Raw genomic sequence first — 20,435 nt, 5'->3', positions numbered from 1 at the left:
TAAACTTGCTAGTTAATTAGAAGTTTGCAGAGCGTGGTGTACGTGGGAATGGGATAACGTCACGAACGTTGCCCATACCAGTTACGTAAGATACTAGACGCTCAAAGCCTAGACCGAAACCAGCGTGTGGCACTGTGCCGTATTTACGTAGGTCGCGGTACCAGTTCATGTGCTCTGGGTCGATGCCTACTTCACGCATACGCTCGTCAAGAATCTCTAAACGTTCTTCACGCTGAGAACCACCAATGATCTCACCGATACCAGGTGCTAGAACGTCCATTGCCGCTACAGTCTTACCGTCATCGTTAGCACGCATGTAGAATGCTTTGATATCTTTCGGGTAGTTCTTAACGATTACAGGCGCTTTGAAGTGTTCTTCAGCTAGGAAACGCTCGTGTTCAGAAGACATATCGATACCCCATTCAACTGGGAATTCGAACTCACGACCTGAATCTAGAAGGATCTGGATTGCGTCAGTGTAGTCTACTTGTGCGAAGTCAGAAGTCACAAACTGCTCTAGGCGAGTGATTGCTTCTTTGTCGATGCGTTGAGCAAAGAACTCAAGGTCATCACGACATTCCGCTAGTACAGCCTTGAATACGAACTTAAGCATATCTTCAGATAGCTTAGCGATGTCTTCTAGATCTGCGAAGGCAACTTCAGGCTCAACCATCCAGAATTCCGCTAGGTGGCGGCTTGTGTTTGAGTTTTCAGCACGGAAAGTAGGACCAAATGTGTAAACTTTGCTTAGTGCACAAGCGTAAGCTTCACCGTTTAGCTGACCTGATACTGTCAGGAACGTCTCTTTACCGAAGAAGTCTTCGTTGTAATCAACGTCGCCTTTTTCTGTGCGAGGTAGGTTTTCCATGTCTAGCGTTGATACGCGGAACATTTCACCAGCACCTTCTGCATCAGAAGCCGTGATCAGTGGCGCAGATACCCAGAAGTAACCTTGCTCGTGGTAGAAGCGGTGAATCGCTTGAGATAGGCAGTTACGTACACGTGCTACTGCACCGATTACGTTAGTGCGCGGACGTAGGTGCGCTACTTCACGTAGGTACTCAATAGAGTGACGAGTTTTTGCCATTGGATATGTTTCTGCATCTTCAACCCAGCCAACAACTTTAACGTCAGTTGCTGCTAGTTCGAAGTCTTGACCTTTTGCAGGAGACTCAACAATCTTACCTGTTACTTCGACAGAACAGCCAGTAGTTAGCTTAAGTACTTCGTCTTCGTAATTATTAAGATTATTAGGGACCACGGCCTGAATCGGGTCGAAACAAGAGCCGTCATAAATGGCAAGGAAAGAGATTCCAGCTTTGGAATCACGACGTGAACGGATCCAGCCACGAACAGTTACTTCACTGTCTACTGCTAGCTGACCTTTCAAAACGTCTGATACAGGCGCGTAAGTCATGTTTGAAATATTCTCCATTGAGGTAAAAATTCAACCCAATGTGATATGGCTCGGTGTAAATTTTGAGCACACATTGGGTTGGATAGAATTCTACTGAATCATTGGAACATATTACCTTTCAAATCTTAGGCTTCAACCTTTATTGTCATTTCCTCGTATAAAAAGCGTGTATAAAGGGCTATTTCTTCACAGAAAGTTTAAATTGGTCGAGCAAAATCTCTAAATGATCAGAGAGTTGCTCAAGATTTATACTAATATCTCGAGTCTGAGCAGCGGACGCTGTGGTTTGATTTGCATGCTCAGTTATTACTTGAACTTTGTTTTGTACTTGATGGCTCAGGTGTGCGGAACTACTCGATTGCTGCTGAATATTATTAGCATGAGAGAGGGCTTGCTTCATTTCATCAGCGACTTGAGACATCGCGGTAGATAACTGTTCAATGTCACTAGAGCGCTGATGCGCAGTGTGACAAACCGTGTCCACTGAAGAAAGCGACTCACGGCTATCGTGCTGGAATTGGGAAATAATCCGTTCAATACTTCCGGTTGCTTCCGCAGTTCTACTCGCAAGTTGGCGAACTTCATCGGCGACGACTGCAAAACCTCGGCCTTGCTCACCAGCGCGGGCCGCTTCAATCGCCGCATTTAACGCAAGTAAATTGGTTTGTTCAGCAACACCTTTAATCACTTCGAGTATCGATGAAACCTCTGCAGTTTGATCATTAAGCTCGACGATGTTGACTTTGACCTGTTCGATATCGGTGACAAGGCTCTTTATTTCATGACTTGCACCGTGAGCTTGCTTGGCACTTTGTTCAGCGATGTGCGTAGTGTGCTTAATAAGGTTTGATGCTTCTTCTGTCGCTTGTTCAACATCCACTTGCTGCAACTGCATCTGTTCAATGTTGCTCTGAACATCAGATGTTTCCACTTGCTGATTGCTGGCTGCAGAGTCGGTGACTTGAGCAAGTTGCGTTAGCTCTGTGGCGCTGCTAGATACCTTATGCGAAGTGTGTTGAACCTGTTCTAAACTCTGGTTTACCGTGCCCATAAACGAGTTAATAGCCCCGGAAAGTTGGCCGATTTCATCTTTTTGGTTAAATGATAGCCTTTGTGACAGGTCTTTAGTTTCACTGAGACTTTGCATAAAGCCAGAGGTTTGTTGAATAGGGCGAACGATGAACTTTCGAATCAGTAATAGTGTTAATACCAGGCCAATAAAGCCAAGGCTGCTCATGATTGCTATGGCGATCATGGTGCGCTGACTGACCATGCTGTTAACATGCGAGAGGTTGTATTCCAAGCGAATGGCGCCTAACACTTCACCTTCTGGTGCCATATGACAAGCGACACAGTTGGTACCACGATAGTTCTCACTCGATTTCATTGGCAGGGCAACCACGATACCTTGCCCCCAATCTGCTTTGATTGGCTCAATGACCAACTCGCCCGCGAGAGCTCTGCTATCGATGTCATCAGTAGGCTTTTGATTTTCTTGCCCTGGACCATAGAGTTTACTGACGGCTTCGGAGCGTAGGACTTTTACTTGCTCAATGCCATCTTGTGCGAGAGCCTTTTGGCGCAGGGTTTCTTTTTGCGCCATTGTGCCAGTCAACATCATCATATTGAGGCTATCGAAATAGTTGCTTGCCTTATCGTGTAGCTGTTCGCTGAGAACGGAATTGATAAGATCCCTTTGTTGGAAGTATTGGTAGCTCGTTGACGCGAGTAATACGATGCCAAAAACGGCCACTAGCGTAACCAAAAGCTTTGTTGTAATTGTTGAGCGCATTATTAGATAGATTTTTTAATTATTGGAATAGACATCAAAAATGATCGCTTAAATAACCACTTTGGGGAATGGCTTAAAATTTATAATGTGACCGCACTCTATGTGTGGATATTGTAAATGTGATGTAAGGTGTGTGTAAGCAAAAGTTTGGCGCTGTGACGGTTTTTCGGCGTAAAGGCGTTATTGTGGCTAAACTTAATAGCGTGAAACACTCTCAATACGGACTAACCTTGTCACGGCGAGAGGAATTACATAGTATTGCCTGTCTTTCTAAAAGCCTGAGAACCAATATGAGAACGGAACTATACAAAGAATTCATGTTTGAAGCGGCACACCACTTACCAAATGTACCGGAAGGTCATAAGTGCGGTCGTTTACATGGTCATTCTTTCTTAGTTCGCCTTTATGTAGAAGGTGAAGTTGATCCACATACAGGGTGGGTCGTCGACTTTTCAGAGATCAAAGCCGCATTTAAGCCAATTTACGATCGTCTTGACCATTATTACCTTAATGATATCGAAGGGCTTGAGAATCCAACCAGTGAAGTACTGGCAAAGTGGATCTGGCAGCAGCTCAAACCAAGCTTACCATTGTTGAGTAAGGTTGAAATTAAGGAAACTTGCACAGCAGGTTGTATTTACAAAGGCGAAGAGTAACTCATTGCCTCTGTTAGAAAAAGCGAAGGAATCTTCGCTTTTTTTGTACCTAAATTACGCTATCATTGGCTCATTAAACCGCAACTTTTCGAAGGAACGAATATGGCTGCTAAGATCGGTTCTGCGATTCAATTGCTACTCGCTATCTCTATTTTTTATTTGGGTTACGCTATTCATTCTATGACCTCGAAGGTTGGCGAAGTGATAGACACCTATCCCCAAGTGTTGCAAGACGTCGGCACGTTATCAAAAAACTTACAAATCGATGAATGGCTGCAAGTCGCTGACACGTTAGAGACGTTGTTGCCTAGTGTCATAAACAGTGTTGACGGTATAACGGCTGCAGTAAACGATACTAATAAAACGGCGGCATCAATCGATCAAAAAATCCCAGCCATTGTTGAAGAAGTTAGTTTATACCGACAACAAGTGATCCCCCCAGTGCTCGCTGAAACCAAGCAATATCGAACTGACGTATTGCCCAAGGTACTGGTTGAAAGCAAAGGCTATCGCCAAGAAACTATCCCTCAGATAGTTAAAGAGTCTGAAGCGCTACGTAGTGATATTCCGCCTATATTGGTCAAAGCTGATGAATTGGCGCTAAAAACCGATCAGATTATTGATAAGAGCCAAGAAATCGCCAAGCAAGCGACACAAGGTGCGGTGAAAGGTGTCATCCTTTCTCCAATTGATCTAATTCGCGAAGCAGGCAATGAGATAAAAGGACGCGTGGTGAGTGAAGAGTAGCAAAACGCAATTTTAAAGGGATTCTATTTAGCAAGAGTCCAAGCAAAAATTAGGGTTACTTCTTGCTATCATCAATGCTGCTTCATAAATACTGACAAGCAAATAAGAAAACCCTCATTCACGCTAGATAGAAAACGAATTAGTATAAAGTTGTGCAGTATCGAAAGGACTTGGACTGTACGCTTTCATTAAACAAAGACGTTTATTCTTTCCGCCATTTTCCCCTCCGTAATGGCGGTTTTTTTATCCGCTTAAATACCATCTCACACTGAATCAGCGCTACTAACGGCGCGCGTTTATTCCTAGTCTCTGTATCTGGAATAGGGGCTAATTGTATTTGCCGTAATGCTAGTGCATGCGATTGGTGTTTATTTGACCACTTAAGAAATAGCCCATTGCAATTGGAATTTGAGCCGATAAGATGGGGTTATCTCATTCGAGATAACGTCACGCAGGATTTGTGGCGAACACTCAAAGGATTGTCTGCGCTATTAGGACATCTTAATGCTTTTCAAAATTACTTCTCCAATCTTGGAGCCAACTGAAGGGTCGCCACATGCGATCATTGATCAGCTACGTACAAACTCAACTTCTCTTTTCTCCTCCTTCTTTCCAAGCTCGGCGTCTCTTCAGCCTCGTTCATTTTCTCGATTTTATTTTTCGTATTGATTCTATCTAAATCAATCACGTCCGTGCTTTCGCACGTCTAAATTTTTTCAATATTACGGTTTTAAAGAAAATGAACACAAAATTAATGGGTAGCGCCCTTATTATCTCAGGTACCGCTCTAGGTGCCGGCATGCTTGCAATTCCAATGGTATTAGCCCAATTTGGCTTACTGTACGGCACATTACTGATGGTGCTGATTTGGTTTGGAACGACTTATTCCGCATTGCTATTACTCGAAGCAACAATAAAATCTGGCGGCGGTTTAGGGCTCAATTCCATTGCACGCAAAACGCTTGGTAAAGGGGGACAGTTACTGACCAATGGTTTGCTCTACGCGCTGTTAATTTGCTTACTAATGGCCTACATCTTAGGTGCGTCGGACCTGTTAGTACAAGCTGCGAGTGCACTTGGTCTTGAGCTAACCTTCATGCACAGCCAGATCATCTTCACATTGACGACGGGTGTGATTGTGGCTTGCGGCACTGGCGTGATTGATAAACTCAATCGCCTGCTGTTCTTTGTGATGTTAGCAAGCTTACTGATGACCTTAGCGGTTCTTCTTCCTGAGTTCTCAACTGATAATTTGAGCCAAGTGAGTAACAGTGATCATATTGGTTTGATCAAAACTAGTGCTGTCCTGTTTACTAGTTTCGGCTTTATGGTTGTGATCCCGAGTTTGGTTTCCTACAACTCAGAAGCGAGTGACAAGCAGTTGAGAAATATGGTCATTGTAGGCTCGATCATTCCATTGGTTTGTTACCTGTGCTGGTTGTTTGCGGTTGTTGGTAACTTGCCGGCGGGTCAACTTAAAGAGTTTGCTAGTGTGTCCGAACTAATGGCAGGATTTGAGCATGATGCTCCGTGGGTTGGCGGGTTCTTATCCGTGTTTACAGGCCTAGCTTTATTGACCTCTTTCTTTGGCGTTGCGATGTCACTGTTCCACCAAAATAGTGACACATTTAATCAAAACCGAGTTGTGACTTATGTGCTGACGTTCGTTCTTCCATTAGTCGGAGCAATTTTGGCAGCGGATCAGTTCTTATCAGTGCTTGCTTATGCGGGGATTATCTTAGTGTTCCTTGCTGTATTTGTACCCCTAGCGATGGTGTACAAGTTGCGTTTGGCCAACGCTTTACCTGAACGTTACACCGCTGAAGGTGGCAATGTGATGATGGTATTTGCCTTACTGTTTGGTGGCTTCTTGCTGGCTTCGCAAGTGATCTAAGCCTAACCTAACTCTACGAATAAACAGCCTTCATTATTGAAGGCTGTTTTTGTTTACGTATCTACTGAGTAATTGGAAAGGCTAATGGCAAAGAGGGTAGTAGAACCCTTGATGGATATGCGCGCCAAGAGTGGTAAGCAGGTGAGCACAATCCCCAGTTTCAACCCCTTCAACAATGACCGTGCAGTGGTAGGTATGCCCCATTGCGATCAACTGGCGTAAGGTTTCAACTTTTTTATCATCTTGTTTTAGGCCCATGACAAACAGTCTATCTATCTTGAGGTAGTTCGGGGCGAGATGGCCAATGAGTTCGACATTGTTATTACCCGTACCGAAGTCATCAATACTGATCTTGCAGCCTAACTCTTTAAGTCTTTTGGTATTGCGGAAGATTTCTTGGGTGTAGTACATCGATGCGTTTTCGGTGATCTCAATTGTTAGTAGTGAGCAATCTAACTGTTCCAGTTGGCGATAAAGACGTTTGAAATTAGCCCCTTCAAGCAGGGAAGGGCACACGTTAACACTCAGCGGAGCCAACAAGCTACGGCTGTTCCCATAGATGAGCTTAATCACTAAAAGCGTGTGGTTAATGAGTAAGCCGTTACTGATCAGGCTCTCGATAAACCGCTGGGTATTTTTGACTTTGAAGCGAGACAGTACTTCATAATGTATGTTCTGGTTATTCGCCGTGTTGTGTATAGGCTCAAGCTTCAAATTAAATTGCCTTATTGCCCATAAGTAAGTGATGAATGCACGTAGCGTTTTACGCCGCGCAATAATCAACAAAAGGAAGCTAAAGCTAATGACGCTACTGATTGGGTTAGAGACGTAATAGATTTCCTTATAGTCATTTTGCTGAAAGTTGTGCATCAGAGATTGACCGCCAGTATCGCCGATCTCCAAGGGTGCTCCAGTATTAGTACATACCTTCATACCTGAAAGGAAGAGGCTAGACATATGACTTTCAATACTATTTTCGACGTTGATGTTCTTGACCCTCACTAACACGTCACTGTCTGCATTTGAAAACGAGTGATAGGTGTAGTTTAGGTTTTCTTGCCACTCATTTTGGTCGCGCGAGTTAACCGGAGCCACTGTTTCTGGTGTCACTAAGCAGCGAACATTATATCGGTCGGTAAATAGCGCTGACTCGACCAATTGAACGTTATCAAACATTTCTCTAAGCAATTTTTCTTGCTCAAAACAGCCGTGCTGAGCAAGCTCCTTAGAAAAGGCCATCGCACCTTCAAAGTAGTTTTGACGAACAATCGTACTAATGGCGTAAAGACAGATCAAAATATAGAGTACAGTCGTGACAGTGAGGAAAAAAGCCATGTTTAGATAGGGCTTACGACTGCGTAGGCATATCCCTATTGCGGCTCTTACACTATGGGGGACTTGCACAAAGATTCGTGCTTGCTGTAGTAAGCCATCTTTCTGCGCATGTTGACTGTCGTAGGGCACGAAATAACCTTTGCGGTGGACATTCTCAATCAGTGATTTAGACACCTTGAGGGAGCTTTTTACCAGTTGCCTGAACTTTTTCCGGATCGATGCGACGGCATTTTTGAACCCGTTTTCTGGCAATATTATCTGGTGTTGAGCTGATAACTTCTTTTCGATTCGTCTTTGGCTGATCGGCGAGTTTACGCTGCCGAAAGCCGCGATAGTGCTCAGGATAAAATATTCAATTTGGCTTATTGAAACAGAGGACTGAATAGACTCGTTGAGCTTTAGTGAAAGCTCGTTTTCGGACAAGCAAACGCAGATTTGGTCTCCAAGTTCAAACCTAATCATGTGTTGAGCGCTCCAGGATTAATTTTTTCGATACGGTAGCAACATTGGTATATTGGGTATGTGACCTTTTACCGGCATATCCCAATCTTATAGATATATCATTAAATTTAGATTTTTTTATAGACCAATCTAAGGTAAGTAGAGAGATATCCGTTGCAACAAGCTAGAAAACAAAAAGCCCGAGCAGGTGCCCGGGCTATATTATTTCAGAGGGGGAGTTAGCAGATAACTTTAACTGCTAGACCACCTTGAGAGGTTTCGCGGTACTTCGCGTTCATGTCTTTACCTGTCTCTAGCATGGTTTCGATAACCTTATCTAGAGAAACGGTTGGAGCAGAAGAACGACGTAGCGCCATACGAGTCGAGTTAATCGCTTTCACTGCTGCGATACCGTTACGCTCGATACATGGAACCTGTACCTGACCAGCTACTGGGTCACAAGTAAGACCTAGGTTGTGTTCCATTGCGATTTCAGCTGCCATACATACTTGCTCAGGGCTACCACCCATAAGCTCAGCAAGGCCTGCTGCAGCCATAGAACATGCCACGCCAACTTCACCCTGACAGCCGACTTCAGCACCAGAGATAGAAGCGTTACGTTTGTACAGACCACCGATTGCGCCAGAAGCTGCGAAGTAACGGATGTAATCTTTCTCTGTGACTGTTTGAATGAACTTGTCGTAGTAAGCCAGTACCGCAGGGATAATGCCACACGCACCGTTGGTTGGTGCAGTAACTACGCGGCCGCCTGCTGCGTTTTCTTCGTTTACTGCGAATGCAAACATGTTTACCCAGTCAACAACAGACATTGGATCGTTGGTTGTTTTCTCTGAAGTAAGTAGCTGCTGGCGAAGTGCTGCAGCACGACGTGGTACACGTAGTGGCCCAGGCAGAATACCTTCAGTATTCATACCGCGGTCCATACACTCACGCATTGTCTTCCAGATGTTTGCAAAATAAGTGCGAGACTCTTCGTCAGAGTGCAGCGCCGCTTGGTTTTTCATAACTAGCGTGCTGACAGAAAGACCGTTCTCTTTACATTGGTTCACTAGCTCTTCCGCTGTTGTGAATTCGTGTGGAGATTTAATCGGGTTTTCTTCTTCTTTGCCGAAGTGCTCTTCATCGACGATGAAACCACCGCCGATTGAGTAATAGGTTTTTGAGTACTCTTTTTCGTCGCCGATCCAAGCGTGGATCTGCATACCGTTTTCGTGTAGCTCAAGGTTAGTAGTATGGAAGTTCATACCACCATCTTTCGGGAACGATACTGTGTGACAGTGCATGCCAACAGGAAGGCGCTCAGTTTCTTCTACGCGAGCAATGAAGCCCGGAATAGAATCGATATCCACTTTCTCAGGAGTATTGCCAGCAAGACCCATGATGATTGCGATATCTGTGTGGTGACCTTTCCCTGTCAGTGATAGTGATCCATATACGTCAACGGTGATTTTAGTGATGTCGCGCAATTTTCCCATTGAACGTAAATCATCAATAAATTCTTTACCCGCTTTCATTGGGCCTACAGTGTGAGAACTAGAAGGACCAACACCGATTTTATAGATGTCAAAAACACTAATCATATCGATTACCTCAAAAGAAAGCCTCCCAAGAGGAGAAGGGAGGCTCATTATTATCGTTATATTCTTGGATTAATCAGACTTTATAAAAGTGTCTAGATTAAAGAGCGCCGTAGATTACAGAAGTAATTGCCGCAATACCACAAAGAGCTGTGAAAACTTGTACAGGTGCTGAAGTTTTGTACTTAGCCATTGCTGGTACTTTCTGCATCGCGAATACAGGCATTAGGAACAGGATAGCTGCAATCATTGGAGCACCCATTGTTTCAATCATGCCAAGGATACTTGGGTTAACGATAGCGACAATCCAAGTTGTTACAACGATGAAGATTAGAGACGCTTTTTCAATCTTGCTTACAGAAGTGTTAGAGCGAGACTTAACTAGACCTACTAGACCTTCATGTGCACCTAGGAAGTGACCGAAGTAGCTTGAAGTGATTGCTGCGAAAGCAACTAGTGGACCCATGTAAGAGATTAGTGGAGATTCGTGAACGTTCGCTAGGTAAGAAAGAACAGAGATGTTTTGCTCTTGCGCCATTGCTAGCTGCTCTGGAGACAGAGAAAGTACTACAGAGAATACGAAGAACATTACGAAGCCCATTAGCATCATCGCTGCACCACCAGTGATCGCGTCAGTTTTCTTAACTGCGTCTTCACCGTATACGCGGCGTTGCTCTTTAGAGAACTGAGAGATTACCGGGCTGTGGTTGAAAGAGAACACGATGATTGGAATCGCTAACCAAACAACAGATGGCATTGCTGACCAATCAGGTGCAACTGACATCATTGAGCTGTTCCAGTCAGGGATAAGGTAGAAAGAAAGTGCTAGCAGGATTGCAACTAGTGGGTAAACCAGTGCAGACGTTGCTTTTAGCATTAGCTCTTTACCAAATACAACACCAGCCGTCATAGCAGCGATTAACGCGCCAGAAAGTAGCCAGCGTGGGATAGATTCCATACCCATTTGGTTAACTAGGAAAGAGTCAACTGTGTTTGTAATACCAACACCGTAGATCAGTACGATTGGGTAGATAGCGAAGAAGTAAGCAAAAGTAATAAGGTTTGCGCCAGTCTTACCAAAATGTTCTTCAACAGTGTCAGTGATATCAGCTTCAGGGTTTTTCGCAGAAAGTACGAAACGTGCAAGAGATTTGTGTGCGAACCAAGTCATTGGTGCCGCGATAAGAGCAAGGATTACTAATGGCCAGAAGCCGCCAGCGCCTGCTTTAATTGGAAGGAAAAGTACACCAGCACCTACTGCAGTACCGAAAAGTGACAGACACCAGGTGAAGTCCTTGTAAGTAAACTTACTAGGGGATTGTGCGGACGAAGCCGCAGAAGTTGTAGTATTCATTTTGTGATACTCATTTTTGGGAACAGGAAATAAGTCAGGTGCAATTTTGCATAAATTTCTTACATCAAAAATAGATCTAAATCATGAATTGATGCGAGTTATAACATGATATGTCAAAAAGGCGTTTTTGGTCACGAAAATGATGTGCTACTAGTGATTTATGCTAATGTTAGGGATTAGTTTTTCTAATCTTACTCATGAAAACTTTTAAGGGCGTTTTAAGTAAACGTTTGCCTTATTGATAAATAATTTAACTAATGTGAGCAAAGTTTGTCCAATGTGTGATTTTATTAACATTGATGCATAATATGATTCTGCATCGCTTGGATAATTTGAGCCGTCATTCCCCAAATGAAATGTTGTTTATATGACAAGCCAAACACACGATGTGAAAAATTATTAATCTGAAATTTCTGACTGTGTAATTTTTGCTTATCTAGAACGATGTTTGCGGGAACCTCAAAGATTTCATCCACTTCATTTCTATCGATAACCGTCTTGTAATCTGGTGAAACAAACGCCAAAAAGGGCGTCACGGTAAACTTGCTGACGGTGATGAGTTCCGGCATTTGACCAAATATTGTGATCTGCTCTTGGTTGATGCCGACTTCTTCAAATGTTTCCCGTAGAGCTGTGTGCGAAAGATCGGCATCACTTGGTTCAAACTTACCGCCAGGAAAGCTTACCTGACCAGGGTGATGTTTTAGATGAAGAGCGCGTTTGGTGAAAATGATATTGAGGCCGTGTGGTCTTTCGACAAAACCAATAAGGACCGATGCCTTACGGAGATGGCTTTGGTTTAAGTGCGAGACACGCTTAAGAGCTTCTTGATGGTAGTCGACCGTCTGATGGAATTGAAATCGTTGAATGAGATGATTTTTGTTTAACTCTGACAACACGTTAGCTCCTGTTTTAATTTGTAAAAGCCTTAAATATGGCTCATGCTTTCTACTAAGTTAGTTAAAGCAAGGATAGCGCCACTGATGAAAGGGATTATCTTTACTGAGTTTATGGATCTCGTAGAGCAAAAGTTTGGTCTAGAAGCTCTCGACAGCTTACTAGCTGATTCCGGTGACTCTGGCATCTATACAGCGGTCGGGAGTTATGATCACCGCAACCTAGTTAAACTGATTGTTCAGTTAAGTAAGAAGACCGGCATCTCTCCAGAAGAGCTTCAGCGTGTTTTCGGACAATCCGTTTTTCATAATCTTTATAACACCTTACCTAATAATAATAGCCTACAAGCGTGTAAGACGTCGTTCCAATTTATTAAATTGGTTGAAGACTACATTCACATCGAGGTCAAGAAGCTTTACCCAGAAGCTAACCCGCCTTCGTTCCGCTTTATCTCTGAATCAGAAACTGAAATGGTGTTTGATTACGTCAGTGCCCGTTGCATGTCTTATGTTTGTCTAGGCTTGATGGAAGGGTGCGCTGAGTTCTTTAACGAGGAGCTATCGATGTCAATGAAGAACGTCGAAGATGAGGGGAGTCACGTTCGCTTTACGGTTAATTTGGTCGAGTAGCTTTAATGGCAAATGATTCCCCTTTAGAGCGTAAATTAGCGCGTGAAATAGCGGCAAGAAAGGAAGCTGAAACTTTACTCGAACAGAAAAGTTTGGAGCTGTACGAAACTAACCAACAATTGCAATTGGTGCTCAACCAGCTTAAGCGCCAAAATCTACAAGATTTAAATAAACTCGAATTTGAGCAGCAAATTAATGAGGCTTTGATTCATTTTGGCCGCGCTTTTCTAAGTCGAACCCTTGATGATGGTTTAATCCTGAGCTTTCTTGAGTGCCTTGAGTCTTCTTCTGCACTGGAAAAAGTCCACCTTTATATTGAAGCGGATTGTATCGCGAGTTTGAATAGTACCGAGTTTGGTGAAAGCTTAGGAGCTGACGTTACCAATATTAAGCCCTACGCGATTTGGAAGGAGAACATCCTCAGTTTACCCATCGAAGTTGATCATAAGGCAGTAGGAATATTGTCTGCGCTTGTGAATGAAGAGGGAATCAGTCGAGATTTTGTTGTCAGTCAAATGCTGTTGGTTGGGGAGCTATTATGCAGCGCGATAAGTCGCCAAATTATCTTATCGAGTCACCAAGAAGCTCGAACTAGAGCGGAAGAATCAGAACGCTCGACCAAAGAATTTGTCGCCATGATTAACCACGAGTTGCGCACTCCGTTAAACGGCTTGCTCGGTAGCGCAGAGCTATTAGATAGCACTGAGTTAGACGAAGAACAGCGAACCCTGTTAACCAACTTAGCTCACTCAGGGGACCTCCTTCGTCATATTATCAACGATATCCTCGATTTCAGTAAAATGAACGCGGGTATGATGGAGCTCATTCCTTCTACATTCCAATGGTCTGAATTACGCAATATGACCCATGGAATCTTTGAGCCCAAAGCTCGAGAAAAGGGGATAGTGTTTACCATCTCTGAAAGTGGTGACCTGCCAATCAGCTTTATCGGAGATTTTGAGCGAATAGGGCAGATATTAGTAAACCTGGTTGGCAATGCAGTTAAATTCACATCAGAAGGTAGCGTTACGGTCAGTACCTTCTGGAAATCAGGTCGTTTAACCATATCAGTTAGCGACACAGGTGTTGGTATTGCCGAAGAAGCGATAAAAGAACTGTATAGCCCGTTTGTTCAAGCAGATAGAACGGCCAAGCGTCATTTTGAAGGAACGGGGCTTGGATTAGCAATTTGTAAAAACCTTGTCGAACTCATGTCGGGCTCGATAACCCTTGAAAGTGAAGTGGGAAAGGGCAGTTGCTTTAAAGTGATAATTCCACTCAAAGTCACCGACAAGGTGCCAGTTAATGAAGCCAATAGTGATGCCATTCTAAGAGATAAACCTTTAGAAGAGATTTCGGTTTTGGTGGTCGATGACATTCGCATGAATCAAGTGATCATTAACCAGATGCTGAAGAAGTTGTCGATCACACCGGATATTGCGAACAATGGAATAGAGGCGATTACGGCTCTTGGAGGAAAGCACTACGATTTGGTCTTTATGGATTGTAGGATGCCGGAAATGGATGGTTTTGAAGCCACGACATACCTGAGAGAGCAAAAATATCAACTGCCGATTATTGCTTTGACGGCAGGAACGACACTGGAAGAGAGAGAGAAGTGCATCGAGTGTGGTATGGATGATATACTCACCAAACCATATTCTGCAAAAGACTTGCAGTTAATGCTAGAAAAGTGGGCTTGATATTCGACTACCAAGCCCGTCTTCATATCCTTTAGTTACGCAATACGGGTAAAATTCGACTTAGCTTATCGAGAGTCTCTTGATACTCGGCATCACACTGACTGTCTGCGACCAAGCCACCGCCCGCCCAAACATGCATATTCTCTTGCTCAGCCACGAGTGTTCGAATGGTGATGCTGGTGTCCATTCTGCCGTGGCGACTGATGTAGCCAATACTGCCACAGTACATGTTTCGGCGATGGGGCTCTAACTCTTCAATGATCTCCATGGCTCTAATCTTAGGCGCGCCAGTAATTGAGCCTCCAGGGAAAGAAGCGCGCAGTAAATCGGCAGGCGAATAGCCCTTATCAAGTTCTGCCCTAATGGTGCTTACTAGGTGGTGAACGGCAGGGAAGCTTTCAATATCAAACAGCTTAGGTACGTGCACGCTACCGGGTTTGGCTACTCGTCCAACATCGTTACGCAGTAAGTCAACGATCATTAGGTTTTCAGCTTGATCTTTTTCGGCATTGGCTAAGTCGCGAGCCGCTTCTTGATCAGTCGCCGGGTCTTCACTACGAGGACGTGTTCCCTTAATTGGCTTAGTCTCAATTTGCTTATCCTTCACTTGCAGGAAGCGCTCAGGAGAAACACTTAGCACAGCGCCTTTATCTGTACGGATAAAGGCAGAAAAAGGGCCTTGGTTGACCTGTTCGAGTTTCTGGTATGCGTGCCATTCACTGCCTTGGTATTGCGCTTTAAAGCGTTGCGCGAGGTTGATTTGATAACAGTCACCGCTACGTAGATATTCTTGAACCTGAGCAAACTTGTCACTGTAACTTTGCTTAGTCATGTTTGACTGCCAGTCACTGGTTAGCTTGAATTCACTGACTTGCTCAGATTGTTGGCTGGTTAGCCATGTCCATTGTTGTTCAACGTCTTCGCCAACGATGAACGCGGATTGTTCTTGATGATCGACAACCAACGCCCAATTGTAGATTCCTACCATCATATCTGGCGTAGTTAAGTCACGTTCTGCCAGTTCAGGCATTCGTTCAACTCGTCGACCTAAATCATAAGAGAAACACCCCAAGGCGCCGCCAATAAACGGTAGCTCTCCGTCGTAGTCGAGATGAGGCAAACAATCGCGTTGAACCTGTTTGATAATGTCAAACGGGTTTTCTTGCGAGGTCGTTGTTTGGTCTTTAATCGTGACTAGGCTTATCGCGCCATCAGTTGTAATCGTTGCGATCGGCTTAGCGACTAAGATATCAAATCGACTGTCGATATGGCTCTTGGAAGGGGAGCGCAGCAACATCGCCCAAGGTAGGGATTCAATGTTAGCGAAGTGTTGAACCGCAAGGTCCGACTGATAGCTGATCGGTTTGATTTCTAAGCAATTTGGCGTGATGTTATTCATTTGTTTAATTTGTGACAAAGAGATCGTTGATTACGTGGCGTGTTGAGGAAAGCAAGAGTATCATATTGGTATCAAAGGCCGCTACATCAGTGTTTTGCAATTATTACAATCGATAAGCAAACGTTTGTGTACGGCAGCAAAAGGAAGCATAAATATAACGAGGCATGCAATGACCGTAATTCGCCAGCAGGATGTGATCAGCAGTGTTGCTGATGCGCTTCAATACATTTCGTATTACCACCCATTAGACTTTGTTCAAGCCCTAGAAAAAGCCTATCACCGTGAAGAGAGCCAAGCAGCAAAAGATGCGATCGCTCAAATCCTAATTAACTCGCGTATGTCAGCAGAAGGGCATCGTCCGATCTGTCAAGATACGGGGATCGTAACTTGTTTTGTTAACGTCGGCATGGCTGTTAAATGGGACTCGACGGATCTCACTGTTCAGCAGATGGTTGATGAAGGTGTTCGTCAAGCGTACACCAACCCAGATAACCCTCTTCGCGCTTCAGTTCTAATGGATCCTGCTGGTAAACGTATTAATACCAAAGACAACACTCCAGCGGTTGTTCACATTAATATGGTACCGGGTGATAAAGTTGAAATTCAAATCGCAGCGAAGGGCGGCGGTAGTGAAAACAAGACTAAGATGGTGATGCTAAACCCATCTGATGATGTTGCTGAGTGGGTAGAAAAGACATTACCTACGATGGGTGCAGGTTGGTGTCCACCGGGCATGCTAGGTATAGGTATCGGTGGTACGGCTGAAAAAGCGGCGGTACTGGCGAAAGAATCTTTAATGGAACACATCGATATCCAAGAGCTTATCGATCGTGGCCCTGAAAATGCTGAAGAAGAGCTTCGTTTAGATATCTTCAATCGCGTGAACAAGTTAGGTATCGGTGCGCAAGGCCTAGGCGGTCTAACAACTGTTGTTGATGTGAAGATCAAAACGGCGCCAACACATGCGGCTTCTAAACCAGTTTGTTTGATCCCTAACTGTGCGGCAACGCGTCACGTACACTTCACGCTTGATGGCACTGGTCCTGCGGACTTGACGCCACCTAAACTTGAAGAGTGGCCAGATATCACTTGGGAAGCAGGTGCGAACACACGCCGTGTTAATCTTGATGAAGTGACTCAGGCTGACGTTGAACAGTGGAAGACCGGTGAGACGGCTCTGCTATCGGGCAAGATCCTAACGGGTCGTGACGCTGCGCATAAACGGATTCAAACTATGCTGCAAAATGGCGAAGGTCTTCCGAAAGGTGTCGACTTCAAAGGCAAGTTTATCTACTACGTTGGCCCAGTTGATGCAGTAGGTGATGAGGCTGTAGGTCCTGCTGGCCCAACGACGTCGACTCGTATGGATAAGTTTACTGACATGATGCTAGAAGAAACCGGCATCATGGGCATGATTGGTAAAGCGGAGCGCGGCCCTGCAACGGTTGAGTCAATTAAGAAGCACAAAGCGGTTTACTTAATGGCGGTGGGCGGTGCAGCTTACCTAGTTGCTAAAGCAATAAAGAAAGCACGTGTTGTCGCGTTTGAAGATCTAGGCATGGAAGCAATCTACGAGTTTGAAGTAGAAGATATGCCTGTGACAGTCGCGGTGGATTCAGAAGGCGCTAACGCTCACCAGATTGGTCCGGACACTTGGAAAGTGAAAATCCAAGAGATGGAATCTCAAGCATAAGATTGTGAGAAAGTGCTGATTTAGTTAGCAAACATTTGACAAAGGTGCGGGTAAAACTGCACCTTTTGTCTATATACTCGAATAATTGTAAAACTATACGTCAGGAGCTCAAATGCCTCGTTTTATTCAAATCCTACAGCTGATTATTGCGGTTGTTATTGGTGCCTTCGTCGGTTATGACTTGATTCTTCACGGCATCAGTATCTTTGATGAAAAATACGTAACGATTACGTGTGTGCTGTTTGGTTTGTTAGAAATCGCACTGTTTGTGATTTATAAATTGATAGAAGAAGATTAACTAATAATCTTTATAAGTTCTTACGAAGCCTCTGATTTATCGGAGGCTTTTTTGTTCATATAAGATTAATATTAGATTCGTTAAGCTAGTATCGAACTGAATTTTAAGAGATCGTGAATGAAGCAAATTACTCAAGAAGTGAATGATTTAATCAGCCGTAGTATGGACTCCCACGTACGTATTGCTGTTACTGGCCTTTCTAGAGCAGGTAAAACGGCGTTTATTAGCTCCTTGGTGAATCAATTACTTCATACTTCTACTCATGATAGCTTGCCCCTATTTGCGGCATCGCGAGATAAGCGATTGGTCGGGGCAAAACGAGAACCGCAAACCAATATGATGGTGCCTCGCTTTGCTTATGATGATGCAATGGAGCATGTGCATTCCCATCCACCCAAATGGCCAGAGCCGACACGAGATGTGAGTGAAATACGTCTTGCGCTCAAATATAAACCGAAGAAAAAGACCAAAAAATTGTTTGGCAGCACCTCGACACTGCATATTGACATCATCGATTATCCCGGCGAGTGGTTGCTGGATTTGCCGCTATTGAATATGGACTTTGAGCAATGGTCTCAAAGCCAGTTTGAAGCGTTAACCGGAAAGCGAAAAGAACTTGCTCAGGCATGGTTAGAGAAGCTGGAAGAGCTAGATGTTTCACAGCCGTTGAATGAAAAAGTGGTTGCTGACGTAGCGCAAAGCTATACCGAATTTCTTTATGCATGTAAGCGTGAAGGTTTGCATTGGGTTCAACCGGGTCGATTTGTCTTGCCGGGCGAATTGGAAGGCGCGCCAGTTCTGCAGTTTTTCCCTTGTCGCGTAGATGATAATGCTAAAGCCAGCAAGGGTTCGAACTTAGCCATGCTAAAAGCTCGCTACCATGAGTATCAGCAGAAGGTGGTGAAAGCGTTCTATAAACACCACTTTTCAACCTTTGATCGTCAGATTGTGCTGGTGGACTGCCTACAACCACTAAATGCAGGTTATGAATCGTTTCAAGATATGCGCCACGCACTAGAGCAAATCATGCATAGCTTTCGTTATGGCCGCAGCAACTTACTCAAGCGCTTATTTGCGCCAAGAATAGACAAAATATTGTTTGCTGCAACGAAAGCGGATCACGTTACGCCAGAGCAGCACCCAAACTTGGTCTCTTTGTTACAACAAATGGTTCATCCAGCATGGCAAAGTGCTTCGTATGAAAATATTGAAATGAGCTGCATGACAATGGCGTCAATTCAGGCGACGCAAGCGGGTTTCATCAATAAAGGTGAGCAAGCTTATCCGGCATTGCAAGGCACGACCATTGATGAGCAGGCGATAACTGTATTTCCAGGGGAAGTGCCGAAGAAGCTTCCTGAGCAAGCGTATTGGCAACAGCAGGGGTTTGAATTTACCGCATTTAGGCCAAGGAAAGCCTCCTCAGATGAGCCATTACCGCATATCCGTATGGATAAAGCCTTAGAGTTTTTGATTGGAGACAAGCTGAAATGACCGAACCAGAACAAACGATATTAAAGCAGAAGCAGGTGTTTGAAGAGTCATTTGGACAGTCGCATGATGATCAAAGTATTGAGATTACCGCGCAAATGCAGTTCGAGCAGCAGGATAAGTTCGTACCAGCAGAGGTTCATAGCGATGAGGACTCTGCAGAGGAAGCGCGCTTAAGCCAAGTGATCCGTCCTCGTTCAGGTTCGAAATGGATGGTGACTGGCCTGCTGACGGCATTTTCCGGATTAGTCGGCTGGCAGGCGATTGATAGCGTCGTGACGGCAGTGCAAACCTCTGATTGGTTAGCATTGGGTTGGGCAGGCTTTATCGCCACAATCTCCCTACTTGGGATCGGTGCGATAGGCAAAGAGCTGTTTAAATTGCGCAGGCTACGTAACCACTTTAGTGTCCAAGAGCAAAGCGAAGCACTAATCCAATCCGACAGTGTCGGCAAAGGCAAAACGTTCTGTGAATCGATTGCGCGTGAGTCTGGAATCAAACCTGAATCACCAAGCTATGACCGTTGGAAAAACAGCATTAACGCTTCTCACAGTGATGCTGAAGTGTTGGATATGTACGATGCAATGGTAGTGTCAGAGCAAGATAAAGCAGCAACGAAAGTGGTGTCTCAGCATGCCACCGAGTCGGCGGCCCTTGTTGCGATCAGCCCACTGGCCGTCGCAGATATGCTGCTTGTCGCGTGGCGAAACTTCAAAATGATAGACAGTTTAGCGGAGATCTATGGCGTTGAGCTAGGGTATTGGTCGCGACTAAAACTATTCAAAGCAACGTTAATCAACATGGCCGCTGCAGGAGCGAGTGAACTTGCCATTGATGCGAGTATGGATCTGATGTCGATGGACCTTGCTGGCAAAGTGTCAGCTCGTGCAGGGCAGGGGCTAGGGGTCGGCATTCTAACCGCAAGGCTGGGGATTAAAGCAATGGCTCTATTGCGCCCAATTCCTTGGCATAAAGACCGCCAAGTAAAACTGGGGGCAATTAGAAAGCAAATTGTTGAAAAAGTCGCCGCAATAACAATCAAATAGTGCGAATGTGAAGCAGGTAATATCAGTTTGCTTGACGAGGATCTA

16 protein-coding genes are annotated in these 20,435 nt (G+C 44.5%); 9 read left to right on the top strand and 7 right to left on the bottom strand.

Features of this window, described 5'->3' with window-relative positions:
• Positions 1-16: 16 nt before the first annotated feature.
• Both asnS and ACHUFZ_RS02225 read right to left on the bottom strand, forming a co-directional pair.
• Positions 17-1,417 (bottom strand): asparagine--tRNA ligase, encoded by a 1,401-nt coding sequence (gene asnS, locus ACHUFZ_RS02230; RefSeq protein WP_134833913.1) that lies wholly within the window; start codon positions 1,415-1,417, stop codon positions 17-19.
• A gap of 178 nt (positions 1,418-1,595) precedes the next feature.
• The gene (locus tag ACHUFZ_RS02225) at positions 1,596-3,209 is read right to left on the bottom strand and encodes a methyl-accepting chemotaxis protein (protein WP_394125685.1); all 1,614 of its coding nucleotides are present in this window, start codon (positions 3,207-3,209) and stop codon (positions 1,596-1,598) included.
• Between the two features lie 290 nt (positions 3,210-3,499).
• Between ACHUFZ_RS02225 and queD the strand changes: the two genes are divergently transcribed.
• From queD to ACHUFZ_RS02210, 3 genes are all read left to right on the top strand, one after another.
• On the top strand, positions 3,500-3,865 hold the full coding sequence (queD, locus tag ACHUFZ_RS02220; protein WP_053438104.1) for a 6-carboxytetrahydropterin synthase QueD: 366 nt from the start codon (positions 3,500-3,502) through the stop codon (positions 3,863-3,865).
• Positions 3,866-3,967: 102 nt separating this feature from the next.
• Complete coding sequence (locus ACHUFZ_RS02215) at positions 3,968-4,612, top strand: hypothetical protein (RefSeq protein ID WP_394125684.1); 645 nt, start codon at positions 3,968-3,970, stop codon at positions 4,610-4,612.
• 739 nt (positions 4,613-5,351) lie between these two features.
• Positions 5,352-6,506: an amino acid permease gene (locus ACHUFZ_RS02210; protein WP_394125683.1), complete on the top strand. Its 1,155-nt coding sequence runs from the start codon at positions 5,352-5,354 to the stop codon at positions 6,504-6,506.
• Between the two features lie 81 nt (positions 6,507-6,587).
• Here the strand turns inward: ACHUFZ_RS02210 and tpdA are convergent, their stop codons facing one another.
• The 4 genes from tpdA to ACHUFZ_RS02190 form a co-directional block, all read right to left on the bottom strand.
• Entirely contained in the window at positions 6,588-8,303 is a 1,716-nt protein-coding gene (gene tpdA, locus ACHUFZ_RS02205) for a cyclic di-GMP phosphodiesterase TpdA (protein WP_394125682.1), read from the bottom strand.
• A 218-nt stretch (positions 8,304-8,521) separates the two neighbouring features.
• Positions 8,522-9,883 (bottom strand): L-serine ammonia-lyase, encoded by a 1,362-nt coding sequence (locus ACHUFZ_RS02200; RefSeq protein WP_394125681.1) that lies wholly within the window; start codon positions 9,881-9,883, stop codon positions 8,522-8,524.
• 97 nt (positions 9,884-9,980) lie between these two features.
• Positions 9,981-11,234: an aromatic amino acid transport family protein gene (locus tag ACHUFZ_RS02195; RefSeq protein ID WP_394125680.1), complete on the bottom strand. Its 1,254-nt coding sequence runs from the start codon at positions 11,232-11,234 to the stop codon at positions 9,981-9,983.
• Between the two features lie 290 nt (positions 11,235-11,524).
• Entirely contained in the window at positions 11,525-12,133 is a 609-nt protein-coding gene (locus ACHUFZ_RS02190; RefSeq protein ID WP_394125679.1) for a CoA pyrophosphatase, read from the bottom strand.
• An 84-nt stretch (positions 12,134-12,217) separates the two neighbouring features.
• Between ACHUFZ_RS02190 and ACHUFZ_RS02185 the strand changes: the two genes are divergently transcribed.
• Together ACHUFZ_RS02185 and ACHUFZ_RS02180 are read left to right on the top strand one after the other, a co-directional pair.
• Positions 12,218-12,760 carry a heme NO-binding domain-containing protein gene (locus ACHUFZ_RS02185; protein ID WP_394125678.1) on the top strand — a complete coding sequence of 181 codons (543 nt, stop codon included), beginning with the start codon at positions 12,218-12,220 and terminating at the stop codon, positions 12,758-12,760.
• 5 nt (positions 12,761-12,765) lie between these two features.
• Positions 12,766-14,463, top strand: coding sequence for an ATP-binding protein (locus ACHUFZ_RS02180; protein ID WP_394125677.1), 1,698 nt, complete (start codon positions 12,766-12,768; stop codon positions 14,461-14,463).
• A 31-nt stretch (positions 14,464-14,494) separates the two neighbouring features.
• On the opposite strand, the gene pabB is transcribed toward ACHUFZ_RS02180, so the two are convergent.
• Entirely contained in the window at positions 14,495-15,862 is a 1,368-nt protein-coding gene (gene pabB, locus ACHUFZ_RS02175; RefSeq protein ID WP_394125842.1) for an aminodeoxychorismate synthase component 1, read from the bottom strand.
• 169 nt (positions 15,863-16,031) lie between these two features.
• Between pabB and ACHUFZ_RS02170 the strand changes: the two genes are divergently transcribed.
• The 4 genes from ACHUFZ_RS02170 (at position 16,032) to ACHUFZ_RS02155 (ending at position 20,390) form a co-directional block, all read left to right on the top strand.
• Positions 16,032-17,555 carry a fumarate hydratase gene (locus tag ACHUFZ_RS02170; protein ID WP_394125676.1) on the top strand — a complete coding sequence of 508 codons (1,524 nt, stop codon included), beginning with the start codon at positions 16,032-16,034 and terminating at the stop codon, positions 17,553-17,555.
• A 112-nt stretch (positions 17,556-17,667) separates the two neighbouring features.
• Complete coding sequence (locus ACHUFZ_RS02165) at positions 17,668-17,853, top strand: hypothetical protein (protein ID WP_053438093.1); 186 nt, start codon at positions 17,668-17,670, stop codon at positions 17,851-17,853.
• 117 nt (positions 17,854-17,970) lie between these two features.
• A complete protein-coding gene (locus ACHUFZ_RS02160; protein WP_394125675.1) occupies positions 17,971-19,347 on the top strand; it encodes a YcjX family GTP-binding protein in 1,377 nt (458 codons plus the stop codon).
• Positions 19,344-20,390, top strand: a complete 1,047-nt coding sequence (locus ACHUFZ_RS02155) for a YcjF family protein (protein WP_394125674.1) — start codon at positions 19,344-19,346, stop codon at positions 20,388-20,390. Before ACHUFZ_RS02160 ends, ACHUFZ_RS02155 begins: the two co-directional genes overlap by 4 nt.
• Positions 20,391-20,435: the final 45 nt, after the last annotated feature.

Origin of the sequence: Vibrio hepatarius, assembly GCF_043642085.1 — a bacterium.
GTDB lineage: Bacteria > Pseudomonadota > Gammaproteobacteria > Enterobacterales > Vibrionaceae > Vibrio > Vibrio hepatarius_C.
The sequence above is the reverse complement of the archived record's forward strand: the minus strand, read 5'-3'. Positions and strand labels throughout refer to the sequence as shown.

Excerpts from the sequence above, each read along its gene's own strand:
- asnS (WP_134833913.1), bottom strand. The coding sequence starts at position 1,417 with ATGACTTACGCGCCTGTATCAGACGTTTTGAAAGGTCAGCTAGCAGTA.
- ACHUFZ_RS02225 (WP_394125685.1), bottom strand. The coding sequence starts at position 3,209 with ATGCGCTCAACAATTACAACAAAGCTTTTGGTTACGCTAGTGGCCGTT.
- queD (WP_053438104.1), top strand. The coding sequence starts at position 3,500 with ATGAGAACGGAACTATACAAAGAATTCATGTTTGAAGCGGCACACCAC.
- ACHUFZ_RS02215 (WP_394125684.1), top strand. The coding sequence starts at position 3,968 with ATGGCTGCTAAGATCGGTTCTGCGATTCAATTGCTACTCGCTATCTCT.
- ACHUFZ_RS02210 (WP_394125683.1), top strand. The coding sequence starts at position 5,352 with ATGAACACAAAATTAATGGGTAGCGCCCTTATTATCTCAGGTACCGCT.
- tpdA (WP_394125682.1), bottom strand. The coding sequence starts at position 8,303 with ATGATTAGGTTTGAACTTGGAGACCAAATCTGCGTTTGCTTGTCCGAA.
- ACHUFZ_RS02200 (WP_394125681.1), bottom strand. The coding sequence starts at position 9,883 with ATGATTAGTGTTTTTGACATCTATAAAATCGGTGTTGGTCCTTCTAGT.
- ACHUFZ_RS02195 (WP_394125680.1), bottom strand. The coding sequence starts at position 11,234 with ATGAATACTACAACTTCTGCGGCTTCGTCCGCACAATCCCCTAGTAAG.
- ACHUFZ_RS02185 (WP_394125678.1), top strand. The coding sequence starts at position 12,218 with ATGAAAGGGATTATCTTTACTGAGTTTATGGATCTCGTAGAGCAAAAG.
- ACHUFZ_RS02180 (WP_394125677.1), top strand. The coding sequence starts at position 12,766 with ATGGCAAATGATTCCCCTTTAGAGCGTAAATTAGCGCGTGAAATAGCG.
- pabB (WP_394125842.1), bottom strand. The coding sequence starts at position 15,862 with ATGAATAACATCACGCCAAATTGCTTAGAAATCAAACCGATCAGCTAT.
- ACHUFZ_RS02170 (WP_394125676.1), top strand. The coding sequence starts at position 16,032 with ATGACCGTAATTCGCCAGCAGGATGTGATCAGCAGTGTTGCTGATGCG.
- ACHUFZ_RS02165 (WP_053438093.1), top strand. The coding sequence starts at position 17,668 with ATGCCTCGTTTTATTCAAATCCTACAGCTGATTATTGCGGTTGTTATT.
- ACHUFZ_RS02160 (WP_394125675.1), top strand. The coding sequence starts at position 17,971 with ATGAAGCAAATTACTCAAGAAGTGAATGATTTAATCAGCCGTAGTATG.
- ACHUFZ_RS02155 (WP_394125674.1), top strand. The coding sequence starts at position 19,344 with ATGACCGAACCAGAACAAACGATATTAAAGCAGAAGCAGGTGTTTGAA.